Raw genomic sequence first — 21507 nt, 5'->3', positions numbered from 1 at the left:
AGGCAGTCTCCTCATTATGGCCGGTTTTCTTGATACATTCCCGCAATCCTCCTCTGAGCCACAATTTCTGGCCGAATTTTGGGCCGTCATGCAGGCACAAGCTTGCTGCTGCTCTGATGCGCTCATCCGAGATCTTTTTGCTGTTAACATTTGTAATCATGAGGATTTTGCCTCCGCTTTAGCATCGCTACTCAGCGCTAAGCTGACAGATCGTGCTATGGCAGAGCCCACACTCATGCGCCTTATCGCCTCCACTCTCAAAGCCGACCCGACCATCACATGTGCGGCTGCCTCCGATATTGTTGCTACATTTCAGCGCGACCCGGCGTGCCCAGACCTTGTAACGCCTTTTCTCTTCTTTAAGGGCTTTCAAGCTCTCCAAGCCCATCGTATTGCTCATCATCTCTGGCAAGCAGACCGCAAGCCACTTGCTTATCACTTCCAAAGCCGTGTGAATGAAAAATTCGGCATCGACATCCACCCCGCAGCACAAATTGGACAACGCATTACCATTGATCACGGCACGGGCATCGTTATTGGGGAGACGACCATCATTGAGGATGATGTCTCTCTCTTCCAAGATGTCACCCTTGGCGGCACGGGTAAAAATGGGGGACAACGCCACCCTATTATTCGGCAAGGCTGTATGATTGGGGCTGGGGCAAAAATTCTCGGTTATTTAGAAATTGGGGCCTATGCAAGAGTCGGCGCTGCCTCAGTTGTATTAGGCAATGTCCCACCACGCTCCACCGCCGTAGGCAACCCCGCCCGCATCGTCCGTTTTGGTGATATGGACCAAGATTTCACAAACTACCAAATCTAGCCCCCCCTCAGTTATCCCCAATTTCGGGGATAGGTTGGGGCATCATCCTGTGTGCCAGAGCGGGAAAAATGTGGATAAAATCGCACGACTCCTCAAAAATAGCCCTTTCAAGCTGTGGCTCTTTCCTCCAACAAAAAAAGCTGACGTGATGAGTAGCACCACGTCAGCCTCTCTTTTAACCGATGGGTTTATGCCCCCCTTTCCTCTTATTGATGAGAGAAATGGAAGCTCATAGAATAATCATAGGTTTGCCCCGGTTTTAGCTCAATACTGGGGAAGGACGGCGTATTGGGGCTGTTGGGGAAGAACTCCGGCTCAAACGCTAAAGCATCACCCTGCCGATATGTCTTGCCAGCAGGCCCATAATACGTGCCGTAAATATGATTTGCAGAATAGAACTGCATCCCCGGCATATTGGTGGAAACCTCCATCACACGACCAGAATGAGGGTCTGTCACGCGGGCCACAACGCGCTCTACATCACCGGGTTTGGACGGCCCATTAAGAACCATGCATTTGTCATAGCCTGTTTGTGGCAACATTTGCGGGTTCGGCTGGCGCAAGCCATCCCCAACACGGCGCGGCTGGCGGAAGTCAAACGGTGTGCCATCAACAGAGGCAAACTCACCCGTTGGGATGGATTGCGCATCTGTTTTTAAATAACGGTCCGCATACATCTGCACCGTTTCATCATCCACAGCACCGGAACCCTCGCCATTGAGGTTCCAATAATTATGTGTGGAGAGGTTTACGATAGTTGGTGCATCCGTTGTCGCTTGGAAGCGTAAGCTCAGCGTATCATCAGAGCGCAGACGATAAATAGCATGTGTTGTTAACGTGCCGGGGAATCCCTGGTCACCATCAGGGCTTACCATCTTCAACTCTACAAAAGCCCCATCAGCATCCACCCCTTTACGCTCAATCGTCCAGAGCTTGCGGTCGAAGCTGTCAGGCCCACCATGGAGGGTATTAGCGCCCTCGTTAGTAAGGGTATGATAGGTTTTACCCTCTAATGTGAAGGTCCCGTTAGTAATGCGGTTGGCAACACGGCCCAATACCGCCCCAAAATGAGGGTCTGCATTATTGCGCTCATAACCCTCGATATTAGGGAAACCGAGAACAACATTGCCAAGATGGCCATTACTATCGGGCACATCCATCCTATGAATGATCGCCCCGTAGGTCAGCACTGTGACCTTTACACCGTCATCATTGCTTAACGTAATTGCTTTTACTTTCTGCTTATCAGAAAGATGCCCCCACTCCTGAACATTAACCTTTGGGTGCGCTACCGCCATACCAGACAGAGCAACACTAGCCACTAAAGCACTGGCCGATAAAAGCCCAATACGGTTTTTTAGAAAACGGGGCATATGATTTCTCCCACTCCATAAAAGATAAAGCCGCCCTGGAAACACCCCCATGACCCAAGAGCATCCATACCAAGGTGGAGTTTCATCTCAACGCTTAACGATGCAAAAATGCAATACCCTCATTTCTAATACAATTCTGATATGCGAAAGGGGTAGGCAAGGAAAGGCAAGTAACATATGTTCCCTTGCGTAGGTTTTATAACCTGTCTTATGTAGAACTATAACGCGTTACAGTCCCGGCCCGTTCCCGTTTGGGCATTTCCCCTCTACCACCGGGGAGATGCCTCCCATAGCCGGGCCTTAAAAGAAGCAGGAGCGGCAACAACATGGCGTGCAAAGGCAGCACAATGCAGCATCATAAAGGCAGAAAAACTGCCCTTTTTACACTGGTCGGCTGCCTTACCTTCTCCTCTCTTGCAGGATGCACCGCTAAGCCCCCTAAAGACCCTGATGAGCTGGCTGACTATAAAGCCGCGAATGATAAGTTTGAGCCTTTCAACCGCAAGATGTTCAACATCAATATGTGGGTGTATCATAAGGCCCTCCGCCCTGTTGGTCGATTCTGGCAAAAGCACGTCCCCCAGCCCATTCGCACCTCGGTTGCGACATTGAATGAAACATGGCGGGAGCCTGCGGTTTTCTTCTCCGATGTGGGGGCGGGGCGTCCCCGCCGCGCTGGTGATGCGTTTATGCGTTTCCTCCTAAATATGACAACGGCAGGCTTTTATGACGTTGCCAAACATTTAGGCTATAAGCAGCATGAGACAGACCCTGGCATGGTCCTTGCCCTCTGGGGGGTTAAGTCCGGCCCGTATCTCTTTCTCCCCGGCTTGGGGCCAAGCAGCTTCCGCGATGCGGCAGGCTATGCGCTGGGTCAGGGGCTAACGCCAATTAACTATGTGCCCAGCGGTTATGGGCTTATCAGCTTCAATTGGGGCTATAACATCCTTGGCACGTTCAATACTTTCGCCGATAATACAGACCAGCTCGACCAGCTGGAACATCAAAGCCTAGACCCATACGCTTTCATGCGGAGTGCATGGCAGCAGCAACGTCAGAGCCAGATTGACGCCCTTAAGGCCGATCATCGCGCCACAACGCCAGACTGGTACTGACAATCTTGTCCCCTTCAGGACAGCCCTTTTTGGAAGGATCCCTACACATGATGCTCCGTCAGCTTACACGCCGCACCATTTTGGGAGCTGCCAGCCTACTCGCTCTCGCCCCCATGTTGGCATTCGCCGCACCTTCCAGCGAGGAAGCGAGTGCGTTTGTTAATGATTTTGGCGGGAAGTTAGTCGCTGTTATGAATAGTAACACGACATTGGATAAAAAACGCGACGCCCTCCTCCCGCTCCTGCGTCAGAATGTGGATGTGCAAGGGATTGGGCGGTACTGCCTAGGGCGTTTCTGGCGGCAAGCCACGCCAGAACAGCAAAAGATTTATCTTGAGTTGTTTGAGGATGTGCTGCTCAATGCTGTAACCGCCCGGATGGGGGAATATGAGAATATCTCCTTCCGTTTGGTCGATAATGTCGCTTCCCCCGCAGGGCAGAAAGTGACGCTCCAAATCAGCCGTCCAAATCATCCTTCTGTAATGATGACAGCCGTTATTGATGGCGAGCCTCCCAAGGTCGTGGACCTCTACGGCGAGGGCGCAAGCATGCGGATGACCCAGCGCAGCGATTACACCGCTTACCTCACACGCCACGGCTATAAGGTGCAGGCTCTTATTGATGCGCTAAAACATCAGCTTGGCCGCCAATAAAACACGGCACGCTATAGTGATCCAACATAAGGGGGCGTTCGGCCCCCTTTTCACTAAGTATCCCTATCTTCTTCACACCGCATGACAGACGAACTCTCCCTTTACGACTTCACCCTCCCGCGCGACTCCATCGCGACCGAACCTGCCCGCCCGCGTGATGCGGCGCGTCTCCTCCACGTCATCCCCCCCGCCCTTACAGGAACAGAGCAAGCCCGCCTCACCCTCCACCGCATCCATAACCTCCCAGACCTGCTAAAAGAGGGCGACCTCCTCATCGCAAATAATACAGAGGTCATCCCTGCTAAGATGGAAGCCCGCCGGGGCGAGGCTCGCATTGGCATCACGCTCGACCGCATCTTACCAGAGGGGCAATGGCACGCGCTTGCCCGCAATGCGCGTAAATTACGCCCTCATGATACACTCCATTTTGAGAATGACCCCGTCACCGCCACCATCCTCACCAATGAGGGCGATGGAGCGATTACCCTTCGTTTTTCAGTTGAGGGGGATGCGTTCGATAGGTTTTTAGAACGCCGCGCAGCTCTGGCCCTGCCACCTTATATTGCTCGGCCTCATGGCCCTACAGAGGCGGATACGCATGATTATCGCACTATTTTCTCCCGCTTTCGTGGGGCTGTAGCCGCCCCAACGGCGGGACTACACTTCACCAATGACGTCTTAAAAGCCCTCACTGCCAAAGGAATCGCGCAGGAAACACTCACCCTCCATGTCGGGGCGGGGACATTCCTGCCTGTTCGCAGTAGCATTGCCGAGCATAAAATGCATGCTGAATGGGGGCATATCACCCCCGAAACAGCCCAGCGAATCAATGAGACGCGTGCCCGTGGGGGCCGTATTGTCGCCGTGGGAACGACAAGCCTCCGCCTCTTAGAGAGTGCGGCTGATGAGCATGGACTCATTCACCCTTGGCAGGGGGAGACATCCATTTTCATCAAGCCGGGCTACCGCTTCCGCGCTGTTGATGCGCTGCTCACAAACTTCCATCTACCACGCTCAACCCTCTTTATGCTGGTGTGCGCCTTTGCAGGGACGGACACTATGCGCCATGCTTATCATTACGCCATCACTGAGGGATTACGATTTTACTCCTACGGCGATGCTTGCTTATTGGAGCGCACCCCATGACACTCTCCACCCCTCGCCCAACCCTTACCGCCTCCGAGCATATGCATTGGCAAAAGGAAGCTCAGTCTGGGCAAGCCAGAGCGGGCTGGCTGCACACACGCCACGGCAGTGTCCCCACCCCAACCTTTATGCCTGTTGGGACGGTCGGGACGGTCAAAGGCATTACGATGGATAATGTGCGGGCTACCGGGGCTGGTATTGTGCTGGGCAATACCTATCACCTCATGCTCCGCCCCACCGCAGAGCGCGTACAACGCCTAGGGGGCTTACACCGCATGATGGATTGGCCAGGGCCTATCCTAACCGATTCTGGTGGCTTCCAAGTCATGTCCTTAGGGCCATTGCGTAAGATGGATGAAGATGGCGTGACCTTCCGCTCCCATATTGATGGCAGTGCCCACCGCCTCACGCCTGAAAGCTCGACAGACATCCAATATAAGCTAGATGCCACCATCACGATGGCCTTTGATGAATGTCCTGCCCTCCCCGCTACTAAAGAGGTGCTAGCGGCCTCCATGCAGCGTTCTATGCGATGGGCAGCGCGCTCCCGCGAGGCATTTATCGCCCGCCCCGGCTATGGGCAATTCGGCATTGTCCAAGGTGGGACAGAGCCCGACTTACGCGCAGACTCCGCCCGCGCCTTGCGTGACATCGGCTTTGAAGGCTATGCGATTGGCGGCCTCGCCGTGGGGGAAGGGCAAGAGCTGATGTTCTCCACGCTGGATTATACAACCCCCCTCCTCCCTGAGGACCAACCACGCTATCTCATGGGTGTTGGCACACCTGATGACCTCTTAGGAGCCGTTATGCGTGGCTGCGATATGTTCGATTGCGTCATGCCCTCCCGTGCTGGCCGTACTGCCCGCGCTTATACCGAGCGCGGGACATTAAACCTCCGCAATGCCCGCTTTGCTGAAGATACACGGCCTATCTCGCCAGATGATGATAGCCCTATGGCAGGCCGCTATAGCCGCGCTTATCTCCATCATCTTTTCCGCGCGAATGAGATGTTAGGGCCGATGCTCCTCACCCTTCATAATCTTGCTTATTATCAACGGCTCATGCGCCAAATTCGCGCTGCGATTATAGCGGGCACGTTAGAGCAAACCGCAGCCGAACTCCGCCAAAACTGGGCCAAAGGCGATTGGAGCGAGGAGGAATACCCCATGCCTCGCTACCATCAAGATTAACTCTCCCCCTCTTTTAAGGTTAGGGGACATGCTCCTTATACCGGGCCCAATCTGTCGCTAAGTGCCGCACAATGGGGCTGGCAACACGATAAGCGGCGTCCGTTGCGGCATGAAGGCCCGGTAGATTTTCCTCATGCGCGGCATTGGCCAACATCGTCGCGGGGGTAATGGCGGTGGGCGGCATATCAAAATTGCTGGCAGTCCGTAGGATAAGGATACGCTGCGCATCCACACGGCCCGCTTTCGCTTGCAAGGCCAAAGCTTGGCAGAGGGCAATATCTTCCTCCGCTGTTGTCACCATCTCCCCTTGATGGTCCGTCCAATAAGACACCCACCGCTCTGCCCAACGATTCATCCGCGCCCCGAGCCAATAAGTCTCGCTAGAGATAGTATCGCCTATCATCACATGAGGGGGCTTTAGAGCCTCGGGGAAGTCTTGATAAGCATGACGATGGGCCTGTAAGGCTGCGTTATCGGGCAAAGTTATGGCCTTTGTGCGCTCATACGCCCATTGCACCAGAGAAGGCCGTAACTGATACGCCATATCCCCCGCGATGGAGTGAAGCGGCGGGCGAGGGTACTCATCAGGTACATGCCCTTGGAGAGGCGTAAAGCCATCCGGCCAATCGGCTGGTATTTCACGTGAATCAATAAGATGTGCAGCCCCACCATTGACCACATAACGCGCCCAAGCGGCCGAGCCGAGGCTTGCTTTATATGGGTTCACCCCCGCAATCCCAGCTAATATGAAATAAGCATGACGGAGGTCAAAACGAGGGTCTAACGCTAAAGCCGTAATGGCGGCGGCCATATGGCTGGGGCCTTCCCCGCTTACAAGCCCCAACACATGGTCCTGCGCGTTATAGCGCAGCACACCATGCTCCGTCCCCGGTGCAGGGAAGCTTTGCTCCAACGGGTAACGCTCCACCCAATGTTGAAACTCCCCCGGCATATCGCCTCTATCCTGCCCAAGCTCAAAGGTCGTCACCACCACAACGCGCACCTCCAGCGGCGCGGCCTGCGCGTGGGCTTTAACCCCTATTCCTACCCCTAGCCCAGCTATGACGCCCGCTAGCATAACGCTGCAAAACCGTCTCATCCTGCTACAACTCATGATCATGCCTTCCCTCTCATCATCACACGGCCCTTATGGTGTAGAAGTCAATAAAGGATTTGCCATTATATCGGCCTCAAAGTGGTGAAAGGCCGCCTCTAACTGCCATTGCAACTTGGCCTTTAAACTCCGCTGTAGAAGGCGGGTGCAATCAGAGGCGATATTATCAGCCCGCCCCCACTCTCCACCCCCTGCACAGGAAGGCACAATCTGCCCCGGTTGCCGCCCTACCCATAAGCTCTCCCCCGGTAGGAACCCATATTCCAAACTCGTACGGGAAAGCTGAATAAGCGTCGGATAATCCAGATGATAAGCCAGCACGGCCCGCATATAATCTTGCGTTAAATCACTACGCGAGACGCCTTCATCATCGGTGGAGAGGGCCACAGGCACACCCGCATGACGGTAAAGCGGGAAAGGATGGCGCGCGCCCTTAACGGACAAAATCTCATCATTACTGGTGAGATTCACCTCCACTAAAATCTTCCGCTTTGCCATCTCATGTAGCAACCCTACCGGGTCGCGCTCCCACAGCACATCCACCCCATGGCCAATACGCTCCGCCCCTGCGACCTCAATCGCCTCACGGATATGATGGTCCAAATCCGCCGCAGGCACGAGAGACGGTGTTACCTCCCCTGCATGAAGGCTCAAATGCGTGCCGGGGTAGCGTTGATTGAGATAATGGAACATCTGCATATGCAGGTCATAATCACGCAGGGCGATGGGGTCATCCTCTGGGGCTACGATATTCACCCCCACAAAACGCGCATCCTGCTTAACGCTCTCATAAGCAGCCACAAGCTGCGTCCATACAAAAGGCGCAGGGAAAATGCGTAAAATAGAATAATGATAACGTATCGTCACGCCACACCCAGCTGCGGCATGGCTGGTGCCACATTGCATCACAGCATGGGCGCGGGCCTCCATCGCATCCACAGCCTGACGCGAGCGCGCGCCCATCTGGCCCAACGCAGAACGCAGAGCCTCATAAGCGGCTTTTAAATCAGCCGCATTTTTGAGGGGCGGTAAGGAGGCCTTATGCATCATCTCCCCTAAAAGGGGGAAGGAGAGCGGGGCAATTTGTAGCTCTACATAATGCACATGGTCACGGGCGGCTTGATTGGCTGCCTCGGCCAACATATCGCCTTGATGAGCCTGATCCACCACAGCAAACCGCAAAAAGGTCGCAAAGAAATGGTCATGACCGGAGCGATCCTCCCCCGTTGGCACATAATGCCGCATGGAAAGCGCATTGACCATCTTATCCCACGCTGCGGCATTATCCGCTAACAAAGCCGCCTGTATCTGCCCCGCTGCCGGATGAGGGCATGGTTTAGATAGAATCGTTTGCTCTGTAAGCGAAACACAAAGCCCATCCTGCGCGGCCCATTTTAAAAAGCTCTCCGCATATACCGCACCAGAGAGATGATTATGCAAATCCGCCCCTTTGGGGAAGGCTCGTAAGAAAAGCTCCAGCCGCACAGGGTCACTTTTAAGCGACTCAAATAATGCGGGGACCGAGGGCACACCCGCCGCCGCATAAGCTGGGTGAACCATCATAATAATAAGGCAGGATAAAAGCTGTAAGACTCTCATAGCCCTATCATGGCGTCCCTACGCGTAACTGACAAGAAAATCCCCTTCCCCCATACGGCGCGACCTGTCACAATCTCCCCTTATGCAGCACAACCCAACAGCGTATCGCCTCCAAAAACGCAGCCTCAGCCTATATGGGCATAGGACCTCCATCGCTTTAGAAGCAGAGTTTTGGCAAGTGCTGGAGAGCATGGCCCGCCACGCCCAATGCCCCTTGGCTACCTTTATCGCTAAGCTTGATACAGACCGCCCACCAGAACAATCACTGGCCTCGCTCTTGCGCCTTTCCGCCTTACGTTTTGCCCAACACCAGCATCATACACCCCCCTAACGCGCTGCGCTTTCATCACGCCTATTATACGCTCTTACCTATTCCCGCTGCTCTAATCTCCATGATAAGCTGACCATGCTCGAATCACGGAGGCGGCGATGGCTTTCTGGGGAAAGATGTTTGGTGGGGTAGCCGGTTTTGCCGCTGGCGGGCCGGTCGGTGGCCTTCTTGGGATGATTTTAGGGCACCTTACCGATACGGATAAGATTCTCACCCCGCCTTCTGGCACATGGGGGGATCGCTTCCCCACCCAAGGGCGGCCAGACCCCCATAATGCTGCCTTTTTTACAGCGGCAAAACTCGCGGCTCTTTTTGGTAAAACAGACCAGCTTTACGGGCTGGGGGTCGTCACCCTCTCGGCCAAATTGGCCAAAATTGACGGCCCCGTAAATCGGGCAGAAATTAACGCATTTAAAGCGGCATTTCGCTTCCCAGCGGAGAATCAAAAGGAAGTCGGCCTCCTTTTTGACCGCGCCCGCGAACGGACAGATGATTTTGAACTATACGCCCAAGAGCTTGGCCGTGCCTTTGCCGATAAGCCCGAACCGCTAGAAAGCCTGCTGACCGTCCTCTTTCGGATTGCGAAAGCTGACCTCCCCGCTGGGGCGGAACTTCACCCCTTAGAGCAAGACTTTCTCCGCCGGACTCATCAGGCCTTTCGCCTTTCCGCCCGTGTATGGGAACGCGCAGAGACAGGCCAAGCCCGTGCCGCATCGACCTCCTCCGCGGCGGATTGTTACCGCATCCTCGGCATTAGCGCACAAGCCAGTGATAGCGAGGTCCGCACCCGTTGGCGCGTCTTAATCCGTGAATATCACCCTGACCGCCTCGCCCAACAACCCATGACCGACGCTCAGCGCAAAGCCGCGCAAGAGCGCATCGCGCGCATCAATGCCGCATGGGACCAAATTAAACGCGATCGCGGTCTATAACCGCCACGACGTTACGGCGTGACTCCCAGCGGGAGCGGCACCCAGCGCAGGCCCTCTTTATCCTGCACAAGCAGCAGAATATCCGTCCGTTTCAGCTCCCGTGCGCGGTCAAGGGCGTGTTGTAACGCATCTGGCGTATTCACCTCTTGTTCCCCCACTTGGAGAATCACATTCCCCTCTGCCATCATACGGCTCGCAGCAGGGCTGCCATCAAACACACGCAACACCAATACACCACGCTGACTATCACTCAGCTCATATTGTGTGCGGGCTGTCTGGTCGATAACCCCGAGCTTCAAGCCGAGGTCATGCAGTGTTTTTACGGCATGCTCAGGCGGATGCGTATCGGAGGGGAGCGGGTCTTTCTCCTCCGGGTTTTTCCCTAACGTGAAGTCCACCACCTGATACGCCCCACGCCGCCATAGGGTGAAACGAACATGCTCCTCCGGCTCATGCCCTGCAACAAGGCGTGGCAATGTTTGGCCTGTCACGGGTTGGCCGTTTAGAGCGGTGAGAATATCACCAACCTGTAACCCTGCCTTTTGAGCAGGACCATCCTTCATAACCTCTGCTACAATGGCCCCTGTCCCCCACATCTTCCCCATTGAATCCCCCTCTTTATGGAAGGAGAGGTCCTCTGCCATCGTCCGCGTAACATCCTGATACCGCACGCCCAACCAACCCCGGCGTACATAGCCCCTCTGCCGTAATTGAGCGATAATCCCACGCGCATCATCAGCGGGGATGGCAAAGCCAATACCAATCGAATCCCCGCCTGAGCCCCCATAAATCAGCGTATTAATGCCAATCACTTCCCCTTTCAGGTTAAAGAGTGGCCCACCAGAATTACCATGGTTAATAGCCGCATCAGTCTGGATGAAATCATCATACAAACCATGGTCCACATTGCGCTTACGCGAGGAGATAATCCCCGCTGTCACCGTACCGCTCAACCCAAAAGGATTACCAATGGCTAAGACCCAATCACCAATCCGGGCCTCATCACTACGGCCTAACGGGACAGAGGGTAAAGGACGATCCGCCGTGACCTGCAACACCGCGAGGTCCTCTTTACTATCCCGCCCTACAATCCGCGCAGGATACTCCGTCCCATCGGAGAGGGTCACGCTGACTTGCTGTGCATTCTCAATCACATGATTATTCGTCACGACCACACCGGAAGGGTCGATAATAAAGCCTGAGCCTAAAGCCTGCACCTGCCGCTCCGGCTTACCATCCTCATGCCGATGATGGAGATAATCATGAAAAAACTTCTCCAAGGGCGAACCGGGGGGAAAAGGCGAGGATTGCGGCCCGGCGGGGGCACTCCCATCGGGGCCCTCTGGCTGATGCTCATCAGCATGGATAACGCTGGAGACGGAAATATTCACCACCGCAGGCAAAAGCCTATCCGTTAAGGCTGCAAAGCCGGGCATCATCGCCGCCTCATGCGCTGCGCGTGCTGCCCCGGCCTCCTGCGCGGTCGTCATAGGCCCTGTAGCAGCGGGGGCCTCCGTCCCTGCCTCCCCTTGCGCCCATGCCCTATGAGACGGCACCATCACACCAGAGAGGAGCGCACATGACACCATGCAAGACAGCCATGCACGCGAAGATGAAAGAAGAGAAGAATACATGAATCGGCTCATGTGATAGAAACTACCCCACCACGCGCTGGCCGTCATCCTTCCAACGCGCTTGTTTATGTTTTTTTGCCTCATGAGGCAGTTTTATGCACGAGAGACCTTGCCCCATGACTGCTCAAGACGACACAACCACCCTCACGCAGCACATCACAACACTGCTTGAGGCCCATCATTTAGCCCCTCATGCCACAATCGAGGCCCTAACCTTAGAGCATGGCCATGCCCATCTCATTCTACGCATCACCGCAAAAGGCGCGCCTCTTTTGCATAAAAACCGTCAAGCTTTTGAGGACGCTATTACGCATCATCCAGCTATAGAGCGACTCACACTATCTCTGACAGCCCATCGTTCACCGTCCACCAGCCCATCACAAGCGGCCCCTTCTACAGGTGGCCATCGCCCGCTCGCTTTAGGTGAACGCCCTAAACCCGGCTCTACAAATCATGCCGCCCCACCAGAGGCATACTTGCCAGAGGTAAAAGCCGTCATCGCTGTGGCCTCTGGCAAAGGGGGAGTTGGTAAATCCACCACGGCCGTCAATCTCGCTTGCAGCCTTGCGCGGCTGGGCCTGAAAACCGGCTTGCTTGATGCCGATATTTACGGCCCCTCCCTCCCGCATATGTTAGGTGAAACCCAAAAACCCATAGTGGACCATGGCAAGCTCCTCCCGCTTGAGCGTTGGGGGCTTAAGACCATGTCCATCGGCTATCTTGTTGAGAAAGAGCAAGCGATGATTTGGCGTGGCCCCATGGTCATGGGAGCCCTCACTCAATTAATGAGCGATGTCTCGTGGGGGGCGTTAGACGTTCTCATTGTGGACCTCCCCCCCGGTACGGGTGATGCGCAACTCACCCTCACACGGAAATTATCTGACAAACTACAAAAGGGCGGGGCTGTGATTGTCTCAACCCCCCAAGATATTGCCCTGCTAGATGCCCGCCGTGGCGTGACATTATTTGAGAAAATAGGCACGCCCCTTTTAGGGTTGATTGAGAATATGTCCTTTTTCTGCTGCCCTCATTGCCATGAGCGAACAGACCTCTTTGGCCATGGAGGCGCAAAGGAAGAAGCAAACACCCTTAACATCCCCTTTTTAGGTGAGATTCCTTTGCTGCGCGACATCCGATGCAGTGCCGATGAAGGCACCCCCCTCGTCCTGCGCGAGCCTGACAACCCCGCCTCGCAGGCTTATACAGCCATCGCCCGCCACCTAAAGGACCAGCTCAGCCACCATGACGCGGCGTGATGTTGTTATCCATTTTTTGGTATAAAACGCCCATCATCTTCTGAAAGCATAGTTTATGGCCTCTCTTTATTCCCCTCACAAATGGCTCCTCGTTATCAGCCTTACTATGATGTGCGTTAGCCTTACGGCCTGCATCACTCATCAAGAGGTCGCTCATCGCGGCCTCTCCTCAGATGGGTACGGCTTTGTCGCGAATGGCCCCGTCCTCGCCCCGCCAGAGCATCTCACCCAGCATCAAGGCTCAGCCTCACATTAAGCCTTGCTTTGAAGCTGCGGCTATTTCTCCGTTCGTGCATTTTCCCTCTTGATTTAACGCTCCAAAAATGAGATGAAGCCTCCGTCGCCGGATTAGCACAGTGGTAGTGCAGCGGTTTTGTAAACCGAAGGCCGGGAGTTCGAATCTCTCATCCGGCACCATGATTTCCCTATATTGTTAAATGAGTATAGTGCGCGCCTGCGACGCCTGTAGGGCAGCCTTAAGGCTAGGTACAGGTTAAGCGTACTTTGTTTGAGCATAATAAGCACGCTGCCCCCCCTTAAAAATAGGGGAGGCAGCATGCCGTTTATAACGTGCTCATGTTATTACCGCTTTAGCAATTTACCATATGTCTCATTCGCTGCGGCCTCAATCGTCATTGTAGGATTAGAGCGACAGACGCTATCAAACACAGAGATAATAACATCGCTAGATGTCACCTTATTGATAAGCAGCTCTTTCCCCGTTGCAGCGGCCATAGCGTTATCAATGCCGGTGATCGCGCCCTGCACCCAGCTATACACCAAAGGCTTTGCCATAGGGTCTTTGCTGTTTAAGTGGAACTTACAATGTTTCAGACCAATACCCACAACAAGATGCTGCGTTTCCGCATGTTGTATATCCACCTGTTGTGCATCCGCAGCATGTGCCGCTACCGGGGCAGATAAAGGCAGAAGCAGAGTGGCACATAGTAAAAGACGTTTCATTCTCTTAACCTCCAAAAACATACCCGATAAGCGTTACGTTATTTCACGCACACTATCTAGCTCTTTCTAAAAGCAGCAATAAAGCGCAAGACTAGCACTTGCCCCCTCTGCTTGTGATATAAAGCCTTTCCTCGCCATAAGATGATGGTTATGACATGACATAATGCGCCCAGATAGGCGTCATCCCTCACAGAGTAAAGGCTTTTGCCGTTTCATGAAAAACACCTTCCCCGGTTTCATCGGGCTTGCCCGTTTATTTGATATTTTTGAGGGGGGAGCTATGCTCATCCTCTCCCTCTGCATCACCATTGTCGCCTGCTTAGGGTTGCTGCATGTCGTAGTAGCCGTTGTAAAGCTGGTGCTTCATGCAGGCTTACAACCTACAGACCCCGCTATATTGCAGGAAGTCTTCGGCCTCTTCTTCATTGTACTGATTGCTTTGGAGTTCCGCCATTCCATCCTCGTCCTACCAGGTTCGGAATCTCAGGGGATGATTCGTATGCGTTCGGTCTTGCTCATCGGCATGATGGCCGCGGTGCGCAAATTCATCGTGCTGGACCTTAACGGTGTCAATGTTCGCGAACTGCTCGCCCTCTCCGCTGCTGTTTTATCACTTTCTGCGGCTTATTGGCTTGTCCGGGGTAAGGCGATGGCACGTGTTGATGCCACAATCCCTCCACCCTCACAGACAAGCCAAGACACGCCACCTCAGAAGAACTGAACGTGTGATTTAAAGCCAAGCATCGCCGCATCTTTTAAAACGCGCTGCATGCCGGGGTTAAAGTAATATTGGAAGTCCGGCGCGAAGGTCACACCCCGCATGACATGGATACGGTATGTGGCCTCCAGCGTGCTCCCCCAACGCTGCACCCCATAAGACCCCCACATAAGCGGGGCCCCGCCAGAGGAATAATAAGGGCTGCCCGCCGCTGGAGCCATGCCATGCTCCACCTGGAAACGCTGCGCCGCCCGTGTGGAATGGCTAGAACCTGTATAAGAGAAAGATACACCCACCGTATCAAGCGGGCGCGCACGCCAAAAACCAGTATCAACCAACCCAAAAGCGTATAATTTACCGCGCATGGCAACATCTGGCTTGTTCCAATACGCATCAAAGAAGGCAATCAAACCCCCTTCCACCGTATCTTTCGTAGGATGGCGGATAATCATCTGGTCGGCCAAGAACCACATACCCCAGTTGAAGTTACGGCGAATCCCTGTCCCCGGCACCGCATCCCCAACGCCATTGCAGGTCGGACAATTCGGGATTCTCATCATTGTTTGCCCGGCATTACGGCGATTAGGGGGGTTATACACCCCAAGATAATGGTCTGATGTATCAGGCGCAAAACCGACTTTATAATGGCCAGATAAATGCGCTTTACCGAACTCTGGCTCCCAACCGAACTCAATAGGCGTCAAGACACCACTAATCATCGCGCCATTGAATTTAAAACCAGTTCGATTCTCCTGCACACCGTAAATGCCGCGCTCTGGGAAATACACACCAACCTGAATATACGTACTATTTGTTGGCCGTGCCCGAATACGCGCCGCCCAGCTTGTCCCCGGATAAGAGGAACGCACATAGTTATCCGTCACCGCCTTCGGGTTACCGCAGAAGGCGTTATTCATAAAGTTACAGTAAAGCGGGCTATTGGCAAAATCTGTATTGCTGGACATCCGCCCCATAGCAATATTCAGACGCCCACCCCATAATGTTTCTTCCCCATAAAAATGGACAAGATGGAACACAACATTACCGCCACCGCCATAGATTTCCTGACTGGGGTTTGTATTATCCCCAAACATCTTACTCGCGGAAATACCATAACGGCCCACGCCAATAACATGCGTCTCGAAACCACGAATACCGGCTAATTTATACCAATCAATATCATTTTCAAAACTATATTGCCCAGCGTTAGAGGCACCCTGCTTTAGACCCAACCCCTTTGTCGGGCTAGTAATGGCCCCGGCAAACTCATTTGTTGTATCAAACATGAAAGCCACGCCCCGGTCTCGCAACCAGCGATTCCAGTGCATTTCAGGCAACAGAGCCTCAGCTTGCGGTAATGGCGGGCCAGATTTGCTCTCAGGGTCACCCGCATGCAACGGAATATTCACCCGCTCCAGCAACTCGCGTCCATTTTCTCCAAAAACCCCGAACTCTTCTTTAGGGTAATTGGAATAAGGCTGGGTTTTCATCCCCATGTGATGAATAAAATCCTTGGCCGTACGCTCAGCCATCGCCCGTTGTGTCTGAGCGGGCGCAAGCGGAGGGTCAGTATGCAACGGTGGGGATGCATGCTGCCCATCTTGCTTGAACAAATATTGCGTGCCCCCGCCAACGGTCTGCGGTTCTATCGTTTTATCCGCAGCCCGCATCACAGGGGATACCCCCTTAGGAGCTGAGTAAGAGAGCGCGCGGTTATACTCCGTCGTCCCACCATCAGCAGCCCATGAGAGGGAGCTCCCCATACACAAAAGAGACAACCCTATTGAAACACGATATGCTACCGCGGAAAATGCTCTCATACGCTAAATGATCCCTTAATCGACAAGCCCCAGTCTGTCCCGCGTGATTTTATGAAAGAATGTTAATCACGTCTATACGGGACACTAATCAAGAATAACTTGTCTCTACTTTGTCACACTCATACTATTATTGGCGGTTTTCCGCGCCGTTATACTGACTTTTTATCCTGAAAAAACCTTAAAGAATGCTCCACAATGGCGCGACATAACCCATCTGGATTCGTAGGAAGATGAGCGAGCTGCTCCTCTGGGTAGCAAGAAAGCATATCAGCTAGCCGTACCATAATCCCCGGCTGTGCTTTTATATACGCATCTATATTACTGTCATTTTGCCCAGGCCTTAATATGGCAAGCTTCTCTATGACGATTCCACAAATCGCTAGGCGCATCTTCTGCAAAACATGCTGGGAGACAATATTCGTTCGACATAACCACGTAATTAAAATATTCACCCACACACCCAGCGATAATACTTTAGCTTCTCCTTTTGTTAAATCATGCAATCCATTACTAAGCTGAGCAGGTAATGTATCCACCCCCCATGCAGCGAGGTCAAAACACGCAGCTAAACGCCCCGTATCTAGGGCATCCTCCACAGAGCAATGCTGAAAGCTATCTACAGCAATAAAGGAAATAACAACTTCATCATCCCCGTCTAATAATGTTGGGAAAAAACGTAAAACTGAGTGATACACGCCATCATTGCCACTACCATCTTGCAAACCAACCAAACAGCGCTTCTCTTCCCCTAATCGACCTGTACCAGGGAAAGACCATGAGCCGGTAAGGATAATAGGCAACATATGCACCCCAAAGCCTGCTCGCCCCGCAGCCTCCCGATATCCCACTAAAAAACGAGCCGCTTCATCCCCAATATCACCTTGTTGTTGAAATACTGCCCCATACGCAGTCGCTGCAATGATGCCGATCACGTCATTCTCTGCTTCATACTTATCATTGCCGCTTTCTGGGTGAAATATCATCAAAAAAGCCCACTGACCGCATCCTTCCCAAGGCGAATTATCACCCCACCTAAATCACAAAACTATAAAATAAAGTTAAAAAAGACGCACATCCCCATGATTAGTTTCTTTCTCAAAGGCTTTACCATGACTTAGCATATCCCTTACCTGTGACAAATGTACATCTGCAAGAACATCTTCTCGTTTATACGCTATAGTGCCACCTTGTGTGGTAGACTCTCCCATATGTTTTAATACGGACCGCACAGCCTCTACCTCCTGTGTCAATGCATCGAGAGCTTGTAAACGCTCCATTTGCTCTGAGGTTAGCTGCCCAGTCTCTACATAATGGGAAACAACGTCCTGGACATCGTATAGCCGAACACAACTATCATCTAATACCATGGCCAGACGTTGCATTAATAGCTGGGCCCCTATGGTTTGTTTATCTATCATAGCTTTATCTCCGTAATTTTAGTCATAAACTCACTTTGTATCATACTGATGATGTGGGCTGACACTGATATTGCAAGACTTTCCCCGTCGTTGGCCAGAAGCGAATACGCCGGACTTTATGCCCACCAAGGCTATAAGCCACACAAGAGAGGTTCTTACTCTGTAAATACCGCCATAAAAACGCAACATTCTCCTGCCCTATATTGCTTGCGATGGATAAAACTGAGGCCCCGCCAAAAGCCTTACATTCCAACCGTTCCTTCATGCACCCAGCGTTTAACAACCGCCTTACCAACTCATCCATGGCATTCACCCCATAAAGATACGTGGTTGTAGACGCAGCCCCAGCGCAATCCATCCCTGGCAATAGGAAGTGATTCATCCCACCTACCCCCGCATAAGGGTCATATAAACACACTGAAATACACGACCCCAACAAGGTACTAAACACCATCGATGAATCATCAGAGATGGCTAATTCCCCTTGGATAAGTGTCATGACATTCAGCGAATCACTCACCTGATAGGCCCGAATACTTTCTCCAACGTTTCTTTTAATTTGGCTAACGTATAAGGCTTAGCGAGGAAGTTATTCACCCCAGCCGACACAGCTTTTTGTACCAACCCGGCATTTGCCTCACCTGTTAAGATGATAAAAGCCACCTTGGCCGTTTTAGGGTTGGCTCGTACAGCTTCCAACAAAGCTAGGCCATCCACCCCTGGCATGTTAAAATCGGAGATAACAAGATGAACAGGATTGCTCGCAAGATAGTCCAACGCCTCTTGGCCATCTTTACGTTGCACAATACCCTTAAAACCTAGCTCTGCCATGTGACTAGCCAATACCTGCCGGATAGAAGCTTGGTCATCTACAATTAATGCTCGAATCTGAGATGCGGACGGCATTTTCTAAACCTTTCTGCCTTTTGATAATCACTCTACACATTAGCTGACCCAATAAGCGGATTCAGCGCACCATACTCACACCATCAACCTTACAATAACCCCATCGCAAGGCGTGGTATCTCTGCCAAAGCCACCTCATGTTCTACAGCCCCTAATTCTGCCGCTACGCGCGGCATGCCATAAACCACAGATGACGCTTTATCTTGACCAATGGTTCGCGCACCAGCACGACGCATAGCCAATAAACCCTCAGCACCATCGCGCCCCATACCTGTCAGAATAATGCCTAAAGCACTCCGCCCCACCGTTTGCGCGATGGAGTGAAATAAACTATCCACCGCGGGGCGATGTCCTCCAACAGGCTCTCCCGCTTTTAAGCGGGTCACAAGCTGCGAGGCCTGCCCCCCTACAAGCAAATGTTGCGTGCCCCCAGGGGCAATACGGACCATTCCCGGGGCTAGACTTTCACCATCCTTAGCCTCAGCGATGGAAAGTTGCGGGATAATACTATCCAACCTTTGCGCAAAACTCGCTGTATAGAGCGATGGCATATGCTGGCACACAACAATAGGCGGGCTCTGAGCCGGTAGGTCTCTCAATACCTCCTCAATAGCTTCCACACCACCAGTAGAGGAGCCAATCCCTACAATATCAAAATGGGTACGCCATAATTTAGGCAAAGGCATTGCCCCCATCGCTGGCTTTACAGCTCCTAGCTCTGGCCCCTTATAATGACGCACCCCCCCAGGGCGTGACCCCGCAGCCTCCAACACAATTTGCCCCAACCCAACAAACGCCTCACCCGTCCCACTTTGTTTGGGGAAACACTCAAACGCCCCCATTTGCAAAGCGGTAATAGCCGTATTTGCCCCGCGTGTTGTCATGCTAGACACCATAACAACAGGGATAGGACGCAAGCGCATGATCTTCTCTAGGAATTGAAGGCCATTCATCCCAGGCATTTCAATATCCAAGGTGATCACATCAGGTTGGTCAGCAATAATCAAATCCCGTGCTTCAATTGGGTTGGATGCCAAACCAATAACGTCGATCTCTGGATATTTTAGAAACGAGCGTTTGATTAATTCTCGCGCTGTTCGTGAATCATCTACGATGAGAACTTTAACCCGCTTCCCCATGCCATTAATCCTTCTTTCTATAAATTGTTGGAGCTACGACCTCTAGTCGGCACGGTTGAAGAGCATCCACCCGCTCAGAATGACCAACATAAAGAAAACCACCTGGGACAAGCCGTTCTGCTAAACGTTGCCAAAGGGCGTTGCGGGTCTCATCATCAAAATAAATGACAACATTCCGGCAAAAAATAGCGTCAAACTGACCATGGAATGGCCATGGTTTATTCAAATTCAACGACCGGAATGTAACGAGACGCCGTACCTCCTCATCTATGATAAATTTATCAGCACTTATGGTGTCCATATACCGGTCACGCCAATGTACTGGCACCCCTTGGAGGTCATCTAGCCAATATTCACCTCGCCGCCCTGTCTCCACTACGGCATGGTTAATATCTGTTGCTAAGATCTTCATATCAAAATGCAGGGCATCAGGCAGAGTGGAGAGAACAGACATCGCCATACTCCATGGCTCTTGCCCGGTAGAGCAAGCAGCAGACCATAGCCGCCCTCGCCCCCCATGGCGTAACCTTGTTGCTAAGGTGGGCAATAGCTCTTGTTGCAGATGGTCAAAATGTACTTTCTCTCGGAAAAATTGCGTTACGTTGGTTGTAAGAACACAAATCAGCTCTTGTAATTCTGCCTGACCGGCTTTGGATGTCACATAATCCAAATAAGAGCGAAAAGAATCCTGCCCGGTAGCGCGAATACGGCGCGATACACGCGAAAACACTAAATTACGCTTAGAGAGCGGAAGATAAATCCCCGCCTCTGCTCGCGCAATCTCCTGCACACGGTGAAAATCCGCTATTGAATAAGCAAAATTACCTTGGGATTCCATCTTACTTATTATCCCGCAGCGCTTATGACATCAGCACCCAACAAACGTGCTAATAACGTATCCAATTGCAAAATACGGATAACACGCTCACCAATACTTACTAAACCGCTCAATTCCGCAGCTCCGCCATCGACCGAAATTGGCTGAATCTCATCCAAAACAATATCGGTAATGCCAATCACACTATCGACTAACAAACCACATGTCGCCCGACTTGTACTGCCCTCGATAATAATAACAACGCGTCGCTCATTATCCTCCTGCCAAGCTGTACCTAAATATTGAGCAAGATTAACAACCGTAACAATATTACCACGAATATTAATTGCCCCCTCTACATAAGGTGGACAATGCGGCAAATATGTTGGTGATTCAAACTCACGTATCTCCCGAATACGGAGAATAGGAATACAATAACGCTGCTCCCCTACTGTGAATATGATCATCTGCTCTCTTCCATTACCGGAAGGGGCCGCTGCTTTATCACCTTGCTGGCCCGTCTGTATTTTATGATCCACCGACATGAGTTCTGGCCTTCC

General features: G+C 52.4%; 23 protein-coding genes and 1 tRNA gene. 11 read left to right on the top strand and 13 right to left on the bottom strand.

The annotated features are described in order from the left end of the window. Nucleotides 1-16: 16 nt before the first annotated feature. Nucleotides 17-823 carry a serine O-acetyltransferase gene (gene cysE, locus NQF64_RS07060; RefSeq protein ID WP_407651830.1) on the top strand — a complete coding sequence of 269 codons (807 nt, stop codon included), beginning with the start codon at nucleotides 17-19 and terminating at the stop codon, nucleotides 821-823. Nucleotides 824-1029: 206 nt separating this feature from the next. On the opposite strand, the gene NQF64_RS07055 is transcribed toward cysE, so the two are convergent. Continuing rightward, complete coding sequence (locus NQF64_RS07055) at nucleotides 1030-2196, bottom strand: aldose epimerase family protein (protein WP_099026872.1); 1167 nt, start codon at nucleotides 2194-2196, stop codon at nucleotides 1030-1032. Between the two features lie 326 nt (nucleotides 2197-2522). Here NQF64_RS07055 and NQF64_RS07050 point away from each other — a divergent pair, with 326 nt between their 5' ends. The 4 genes from NQF64_RS07050 to tgt all read left to right on the top strand — a co-directional run bounded on the left by NQF64_RS07050 (nucleotide 2523) and on the right by tgt (nucleotide 6300). Beyond that, nucleotides 2523-3311, top strand: coding sequence for an MlaA family lipoprotein (locus tag NQF64_RS07050; protein WP_257875140.1), 789 nt, complete (start codon nucleotides 2523-2525; stop codon nucleotides 3309-3311). 47 nt (nucleotides 3312-3358) lie between these two features. Next, complete coding sequence (locus NQF64_RS07045) at nucleotides 3359-3964, top strand: MlaC/ttg2D family ABC transporter substrate-binding protein (RefSeq protein ID WP_257875141.1); 606 nt, start codon at nucleotides 3359-3361, stop codon at nucleotides 3962-3964. Nucleotides 3965-4045: 81 nt separating this feature from the next. Continuing rightward, nucleotides 4046-5110, top strand: coding sequence for a tRNA preQ1(34) S-adenosylmethionine ribosyltransferase-isomerase QueA (queA, locus tag NQF64_RS07040; protein WP_266106920.1), 1065 nt, complete (start codon nucleotides 4046-4048; stop codon nucleotides 5108-5110). A gap of 41 nt (nucleotides 5111-5151) precedes the next feature. Next, nucleotides 5152-6300: a tRNA guanosine(34) transglycosylase Tgt gene (gene tgt, locus NQF64_RS07035; protein WP_099027050.1), complete on the top strand. Its 1149-nt coding sequence runs from the start codon at nucleotides 5152-5154 to the stop codon at nucleotides 6298-6300. A 19-nt stretch (nucleotides 6301-6319) separates the two neighbouring features. Here the strand turns inward: tgt and NQF64_RS07030 are convergent, their stop codons facing one another. Together NQF64_RS07030 and NQF64_RS07025 are read right to left on the bottom strand one after the other, a co-directional pair. Beyond that, complete coding sequence (locus NQF64_RS07030; protein WP_266106919.1) at nucleotides 6320-7399, bottom strand: purine nucleoside permease; 1080 nt, start codon at nucleotides 7397-7399, stop codon at nucleotides 6320-6322. Nucleotides 7400-7447: 48 nt separating this feature from the next. Next, nucleotides 7448-8977: an adenosine deaminase family protein gene (locus NQF64_RS07025; RefSeq protein ID WP_266106918.1), complete on the bottom strand. Its 1530-nt coding sequence runs from the start codon at nucleotides 8975-8977 to the stop codon at nucleotides 7448-7450. A 118-nt stretch (nucleotides 8978-9095) separates the two neighbouring features. On the opposite strand from NQF64_RS07025, the gene NQF64_RS07020 reads away from it, so the two are divergent. Together NQF64_RS07020 and NQF64_RS07015 are read left to right on the top strand one after the other, a co-directional pair. Continuing rightward, nucleotides 9096-9344 (top strand): ribbon-helix-helix domain-containing protein, encoded by a 249-nt coding sequence (locus NQF64_RS07020; protein ID WP_099026877.1) that lies wholly within the window; start codon nucleotides 9096-9098, stop codon nucleotides 9342-9344. Between the two features lie 98 nt (nucleotides 9345-9442). Further along, nucleotides 9443-10276 (top strand): TerB family tellurite resistance protein, encoded by an 834-nt coding sequence (locus NQF64_RS07015; RefSeq protein ID WP_266106917.1) that lies wholly within the window; start codon nucleotides 9443-9445, stop codon nucleotides 10274-10276. An 11-nt stretch (nucleotides 10277-10287) separates the two neighbouring features. Here NQF64_RS07015 and NQF64_RS07010 read toward each other — a convergent pair whose 3' ends face one another. Continuing rightward, a complete protein-coding gene (locus NQF64_RS07010; RefSeq protein WP_266106916.1) occupies nucleotides 10288-11865 on the bottom strand; it encodes a Do family serine endopeptidase in 1578 nt (525 codons plus the stop codon). Nucleotides 11866-12026: 161 nt separating this feature from the next. Between NQF64_RS07010 and NQF64_RS07005 the strand changes: the two genes are divergently transcribed. The 3 genes from NQF64_RS07005 (at nucleotide 12027) to NQF64_RS06995 (ending at nucleotide 13583) form a co-directional block, all read left to right on the top strand. After that, on the top strand, nucleotides 12027-13166 hold the full coding sequence (locus tag NQF64_RS07005; protein WP_266106915.1) for an Mrp/NBP35 family ATP-binding protein: 1140 nt from the start codon (nucleotides 12027-12029) through the stop codon (nucleotides 13164-13166). Nucleotides 13167-13221: 55 nt separating this feature from the next. Continuing rightward, nucleotides 13222-13422 (top strand): hypothetical protein, encoded by a 201-nt coding sequence (locus NQF64_RS07000; protein ID WP_266106914.1) that lies wholly within the window; start codon nucleotides 13222-13224, stop codon nucleotides 13420-13422. An 86-nt stretch (nucleotides 13423-13508) separates the two neighbouring features. Further along, a tRNA-Thr gene (locus NQF64_RS06995) sits at nucleotides 13509-13583 on the top strand. Nucleotides 13584-13748: 165 nt separating this feature from the next. On the opposite strand, the gene NQF64_RS06990 is transcribed toward NQF64_RS06995, so the two are convergent. Continuing rightward, complete coding sequence (locus tag NQF64_RS06990; protein WP_099026882.1) at nucleotides 13749-14129, bottom strand: hypothetical protein; 381 nt, start codon at nucleotides 14127-14129, stop codon at nucleotides 13749-13751. 214 nt (nucleotides 14130-14343) lie between these two features. Here NQF64_RS06990 and NQF64_RS06985 point away from each other — a divergent pair, with 214 nt between their 5' ends. Then, the gene (locus NQF64_RS06985) at nucleotides 14344-14850 is read left to right on the top strand and encodes a phosphate-starvation-inducible PsiE family protein (protein ID WP_266106913.1); all 507 of its coding nucleotides are present in this window, start codon (nucleotides 14344-14346) and stop codon (nucleotides 14848-14850) included. Here the strand turns inward: NQF64_RS06985 and NQF64_RS06980 are convergent. The 8 genes from NQF64_RS06980 to NQF64_RS06945 form a co-directional block, all read right to left on the bottom strand. Then, nucleotides 14838-16667, bottom strand: a complete 1830-nt coding sequence (locus tag NQF64_RS06980; protein WP_266106912.1) for a carbohydrate porin — start codon at nucleotides 16665-16667, stop codon at nucleotides 14838-14840. The genes NQF64_RS06985 and NQF64_RS06980 overlap by 13 nt on opposite strands. A 149-nt stretch (nucleotides 16668-16816) precedes the next feature. After that, nucleotides 16817-17650 (bottom strand): hypothetical protein, encoded by an 834-nt coding sequence (locus NQF64_RS06975; protein WP_266106911.1) that lies wholly within the window; start codon nucleotides 17648-17650, stop codon nucleotides 16817-16819. 75 nt (nucleotides 17651-17725) lie between these two features. Further along, on the bottom strand, nucleotides 17726-18085 hold the full coding sequence (locus tag NQF64_RS06970; RefSeq protein ID WP_099026884.1) for a hypothetical protein: 360 nt from the start codon (nucleotides 18083-18085) through the stop codon (nucleotides 17726-17728). Between the two features lie 40 nt (nucleotides 18086-18125). Continuing rightward, complete coding sequence (locus NQF64_RS06965) at nucleotides 18126-18605, bottom strand: chemotaxis protein CheD (RefSeq protein WP_099026885.1); 480 nt, start codon at nucleotides 18603-18605, stop codon at nucleotides 18126-18128. Next, nucleotides 18602-18991 carry a response regulator gene (locus tag NQF64_RS06960; protein WP_099026886.1) on the bottom strand — a complete coding sequence of 130 codons (390 nt, stop codon included), beginning with the start codon at nucleotides 18989-18991 and terminating at the stop codon, nucleotides 18602-18604. Before NQF64_RS06960 ends, NQF64_RS06965 begins: the two co-directional genes overlap by 4 nt. A gap of 89 nt (nucleotides 18992-19080) precedes the next feature. Then, a complete protein-coding gene (locus tag NQF64_RS06955; RefSeq protein ID WP_099026887.1) occupies nucleotides 19081-20130 on the bottom strand; it encodes a protein-glutamate methylesterase/protein-glutamine glutaminase in 1050 nt (349 codons plus the stop codon). 4 nt (nucleotides 20131-20134) lie between these two features. Next, nucleotides 20135-20968, bottom strand: coding sequence for a CheR family methyltransferase (locus NQF64_RS06950; RefSeq protein ID WP_099026888.1), 834 nt, complete (start codon nucleotides 20966-20968; stop codon nucleotides 20135-20137). Between the two features lie 8 nt (nucleotides 20969-20976). Beyond that, nucleotides 20977-21492 carry a chemotaxis protein CheW gene (locus tag NQF64_RS06945; protein WP_099026889.1) on the bottom strand — a complete coding sequence of 172 codons (516 nt, stop codon included), beginning with the start codon at nucleotides 21490-21492 and terminating at the stop codon, nucleotides 20977-20979. Nucleotides 21493-21507 lie beyond the last annotated feature (15 nt).

The sequence above is a fragment of the Bombella saccharophila genome (assembly GCF_026385475.1).
Taxonomy (GTDB): domain Bacteria; phylum Pseudomonadota; class Alphaproteobacteria; order Acetobacterales; family Acetobacteraceae; genus Bombella; species Bombella saccharophila.
This window is presented reverse-complemented; position numbering and strand designations above follow the sequence as displayed.

What these genes read in the sequence shown, in the direction of transcription:
- NQF64_RS06980 (WP_266106912.1), bottom strand. Translation starts at nt 16,667, where the DNA reads ATGAGAGCATTTTCCGCGGTAGCATATCGTGTTTCAATAGGGTTGTCT.
- NQF64_RS07055 (WP_099026872.1), bottom strand. Translation starts at nt 2,196, where the DNA reads ATGCCCCGTTTTCTAAAAAACCGTATTGGGCTTTTATCGGCCAGTGCT.
- tgt (WP_099027050.1), top strand. Translation starts at nt 5,152, where the DNA reads ATGCATTGGCAAAAGGAAGCTCAGTCTGGGCAAGCCAGAGCGGGCTGG.
- NQF64_RS07005 (WP_266106915.1), top strand. Translation starts at nt 12,027, where the DNA reads ATGACTGCTCAAGACGACACAACCACCCTCACGCAGCACATCACAACA.
- NQF64_RS07045 (WP_257875141.1), top strand. Translation starts at nt 3,359, where the DNA reads ATGATGCTCCGTCAGCTTACACGCCGCACCATTTTGGGAGCTGCCAGC.
- NQF64_RS07030 (WP_266106919.1), bottom strand. Translation starts at nt 7,399, where the DNA reads ATGAGACGGTTTTGCAGCGTTATGCTAGCGGGCGTCATAGCTGGGCTA.
- NQF64_RS06985 (WP_266106913.1), top strand. Translation starts at nt 14,344, where the DNA reads ATGAAAAACACCTTCCCCGGTTTCATCGGGCTTGCCCGTTTATTTGAT.
- NQF64_RS07025 (WP_266106918.1), bottom strand. Translation starts at nt 8,977, where the DNA reads ATGATGGTTCACCCAGCTTATGCGGCGGCGGGTGTGCCCTCGGTCCCC.
- NQF64_RS07010 (WP_266106916.1), bottom strand. Translation starts at nt 11,865, where the DNA reads ATGGTGTCATGTGCGCTCCTCTCTGGTGTGATGGTGCCGTCTCATAGG.
- NQF64_RS07015 (WP_266106917.1), top strand. Translation starts at nt 9,443, where the DNA reads ATGGCTTTCTGGGGAAAGATGTTTGGTGGGGTAGCCGGTTTTGCCGCT.
- NQF64_RS06960 (WP_099026886.1), bottom strand. Translation starts at nt 18,991, where the DNA reads ATGCCGTCCGCATCTCAGATTCGAGCATTAATTGTAGATGACCAAGCT.
- queA (WP_266106920.1), top strand. Translation starts at nt 4,046, where the DNA reads ATGACAGACGAACTCTCCCTTTACGACTTCACCCTCCCGCGCGACTCC.
- NQF64_RS06950 (WP_099026888.1), bottom strand. Translation starts at nt 20,968, where the DNA reads ATGGAATCCCAAGGTAATTTTGCTTATTCAATAGCGGATTTTCACCGT.
- NQF64_RS06990 (WP_099026882.1), bottom strand. Translation starts at nt 14,129, where the DNA reads ATGAAACGTCTTTTACTATGTGCCACTCTGCTTCTGCCTTTATCTGCC.
- NQF64_RS06975 (WP_266106911.1), bottom strand. Translation starts at nt 17,650, where the DNA reads ATGATATTTCACCCAGAAAGCGGCAATGATAAGTATGAAGCAGAGAAT.
- NQF64_RS07050 (WP_257875140.1), top strand. Translation starts at nt 2,523, where the DNA reads ATGGCGTGCAAAGGCAGCACAATGCAGCATCATAAAGGCAGAAAAACT.
- NQF64_RS06970 (WP_099026884.1), bottom strand. Translation starts at nt 18,085, where the DNA reads ATGATAGATAAACAAACCATAGGGGCCCAGCTATTAATGCAACGTCTG.
- NQF64_RS07020 (WP_099026877.1), top strand. Translation starts at nt 9,096, where the DNA reads ATGCAGCACAACCCAACAGCGTATCGCCTCCAAAAACGCAGCCTCAGC.
- NQF64_RS06955 (WP_099026887.1), bottom strand. Translation starts at nt 20,130, where the DNA reads ATGGGGAAGCGGGTTAAAGTTCTCATCGTAGATGATTCACGAACAGCG.
- NQF64_RS07000 (WP_266106914.1), top strand. Translation starts at nt 13,222, where the DNA reads ATGGCCTCTCTTTATTCCCCTCACAAATGGCTCCTCGTTATCAGCCTT.
- cysE (WP_407651830.1), top strand. Translation starts at nt 17, where the DNA reads ATGGCCGGTTTTCTTGATACATTCCCGCAATCCTCCTCTGAGCCACAA.
- NQF64_RS06945 (WP_099026889.1), bottom strand. Translation starts at nt 21,492, where the DNA reads ATGTCGGTGGATCATAAAATACAGACGGGCCAGCAAGGTGATAAAGCA.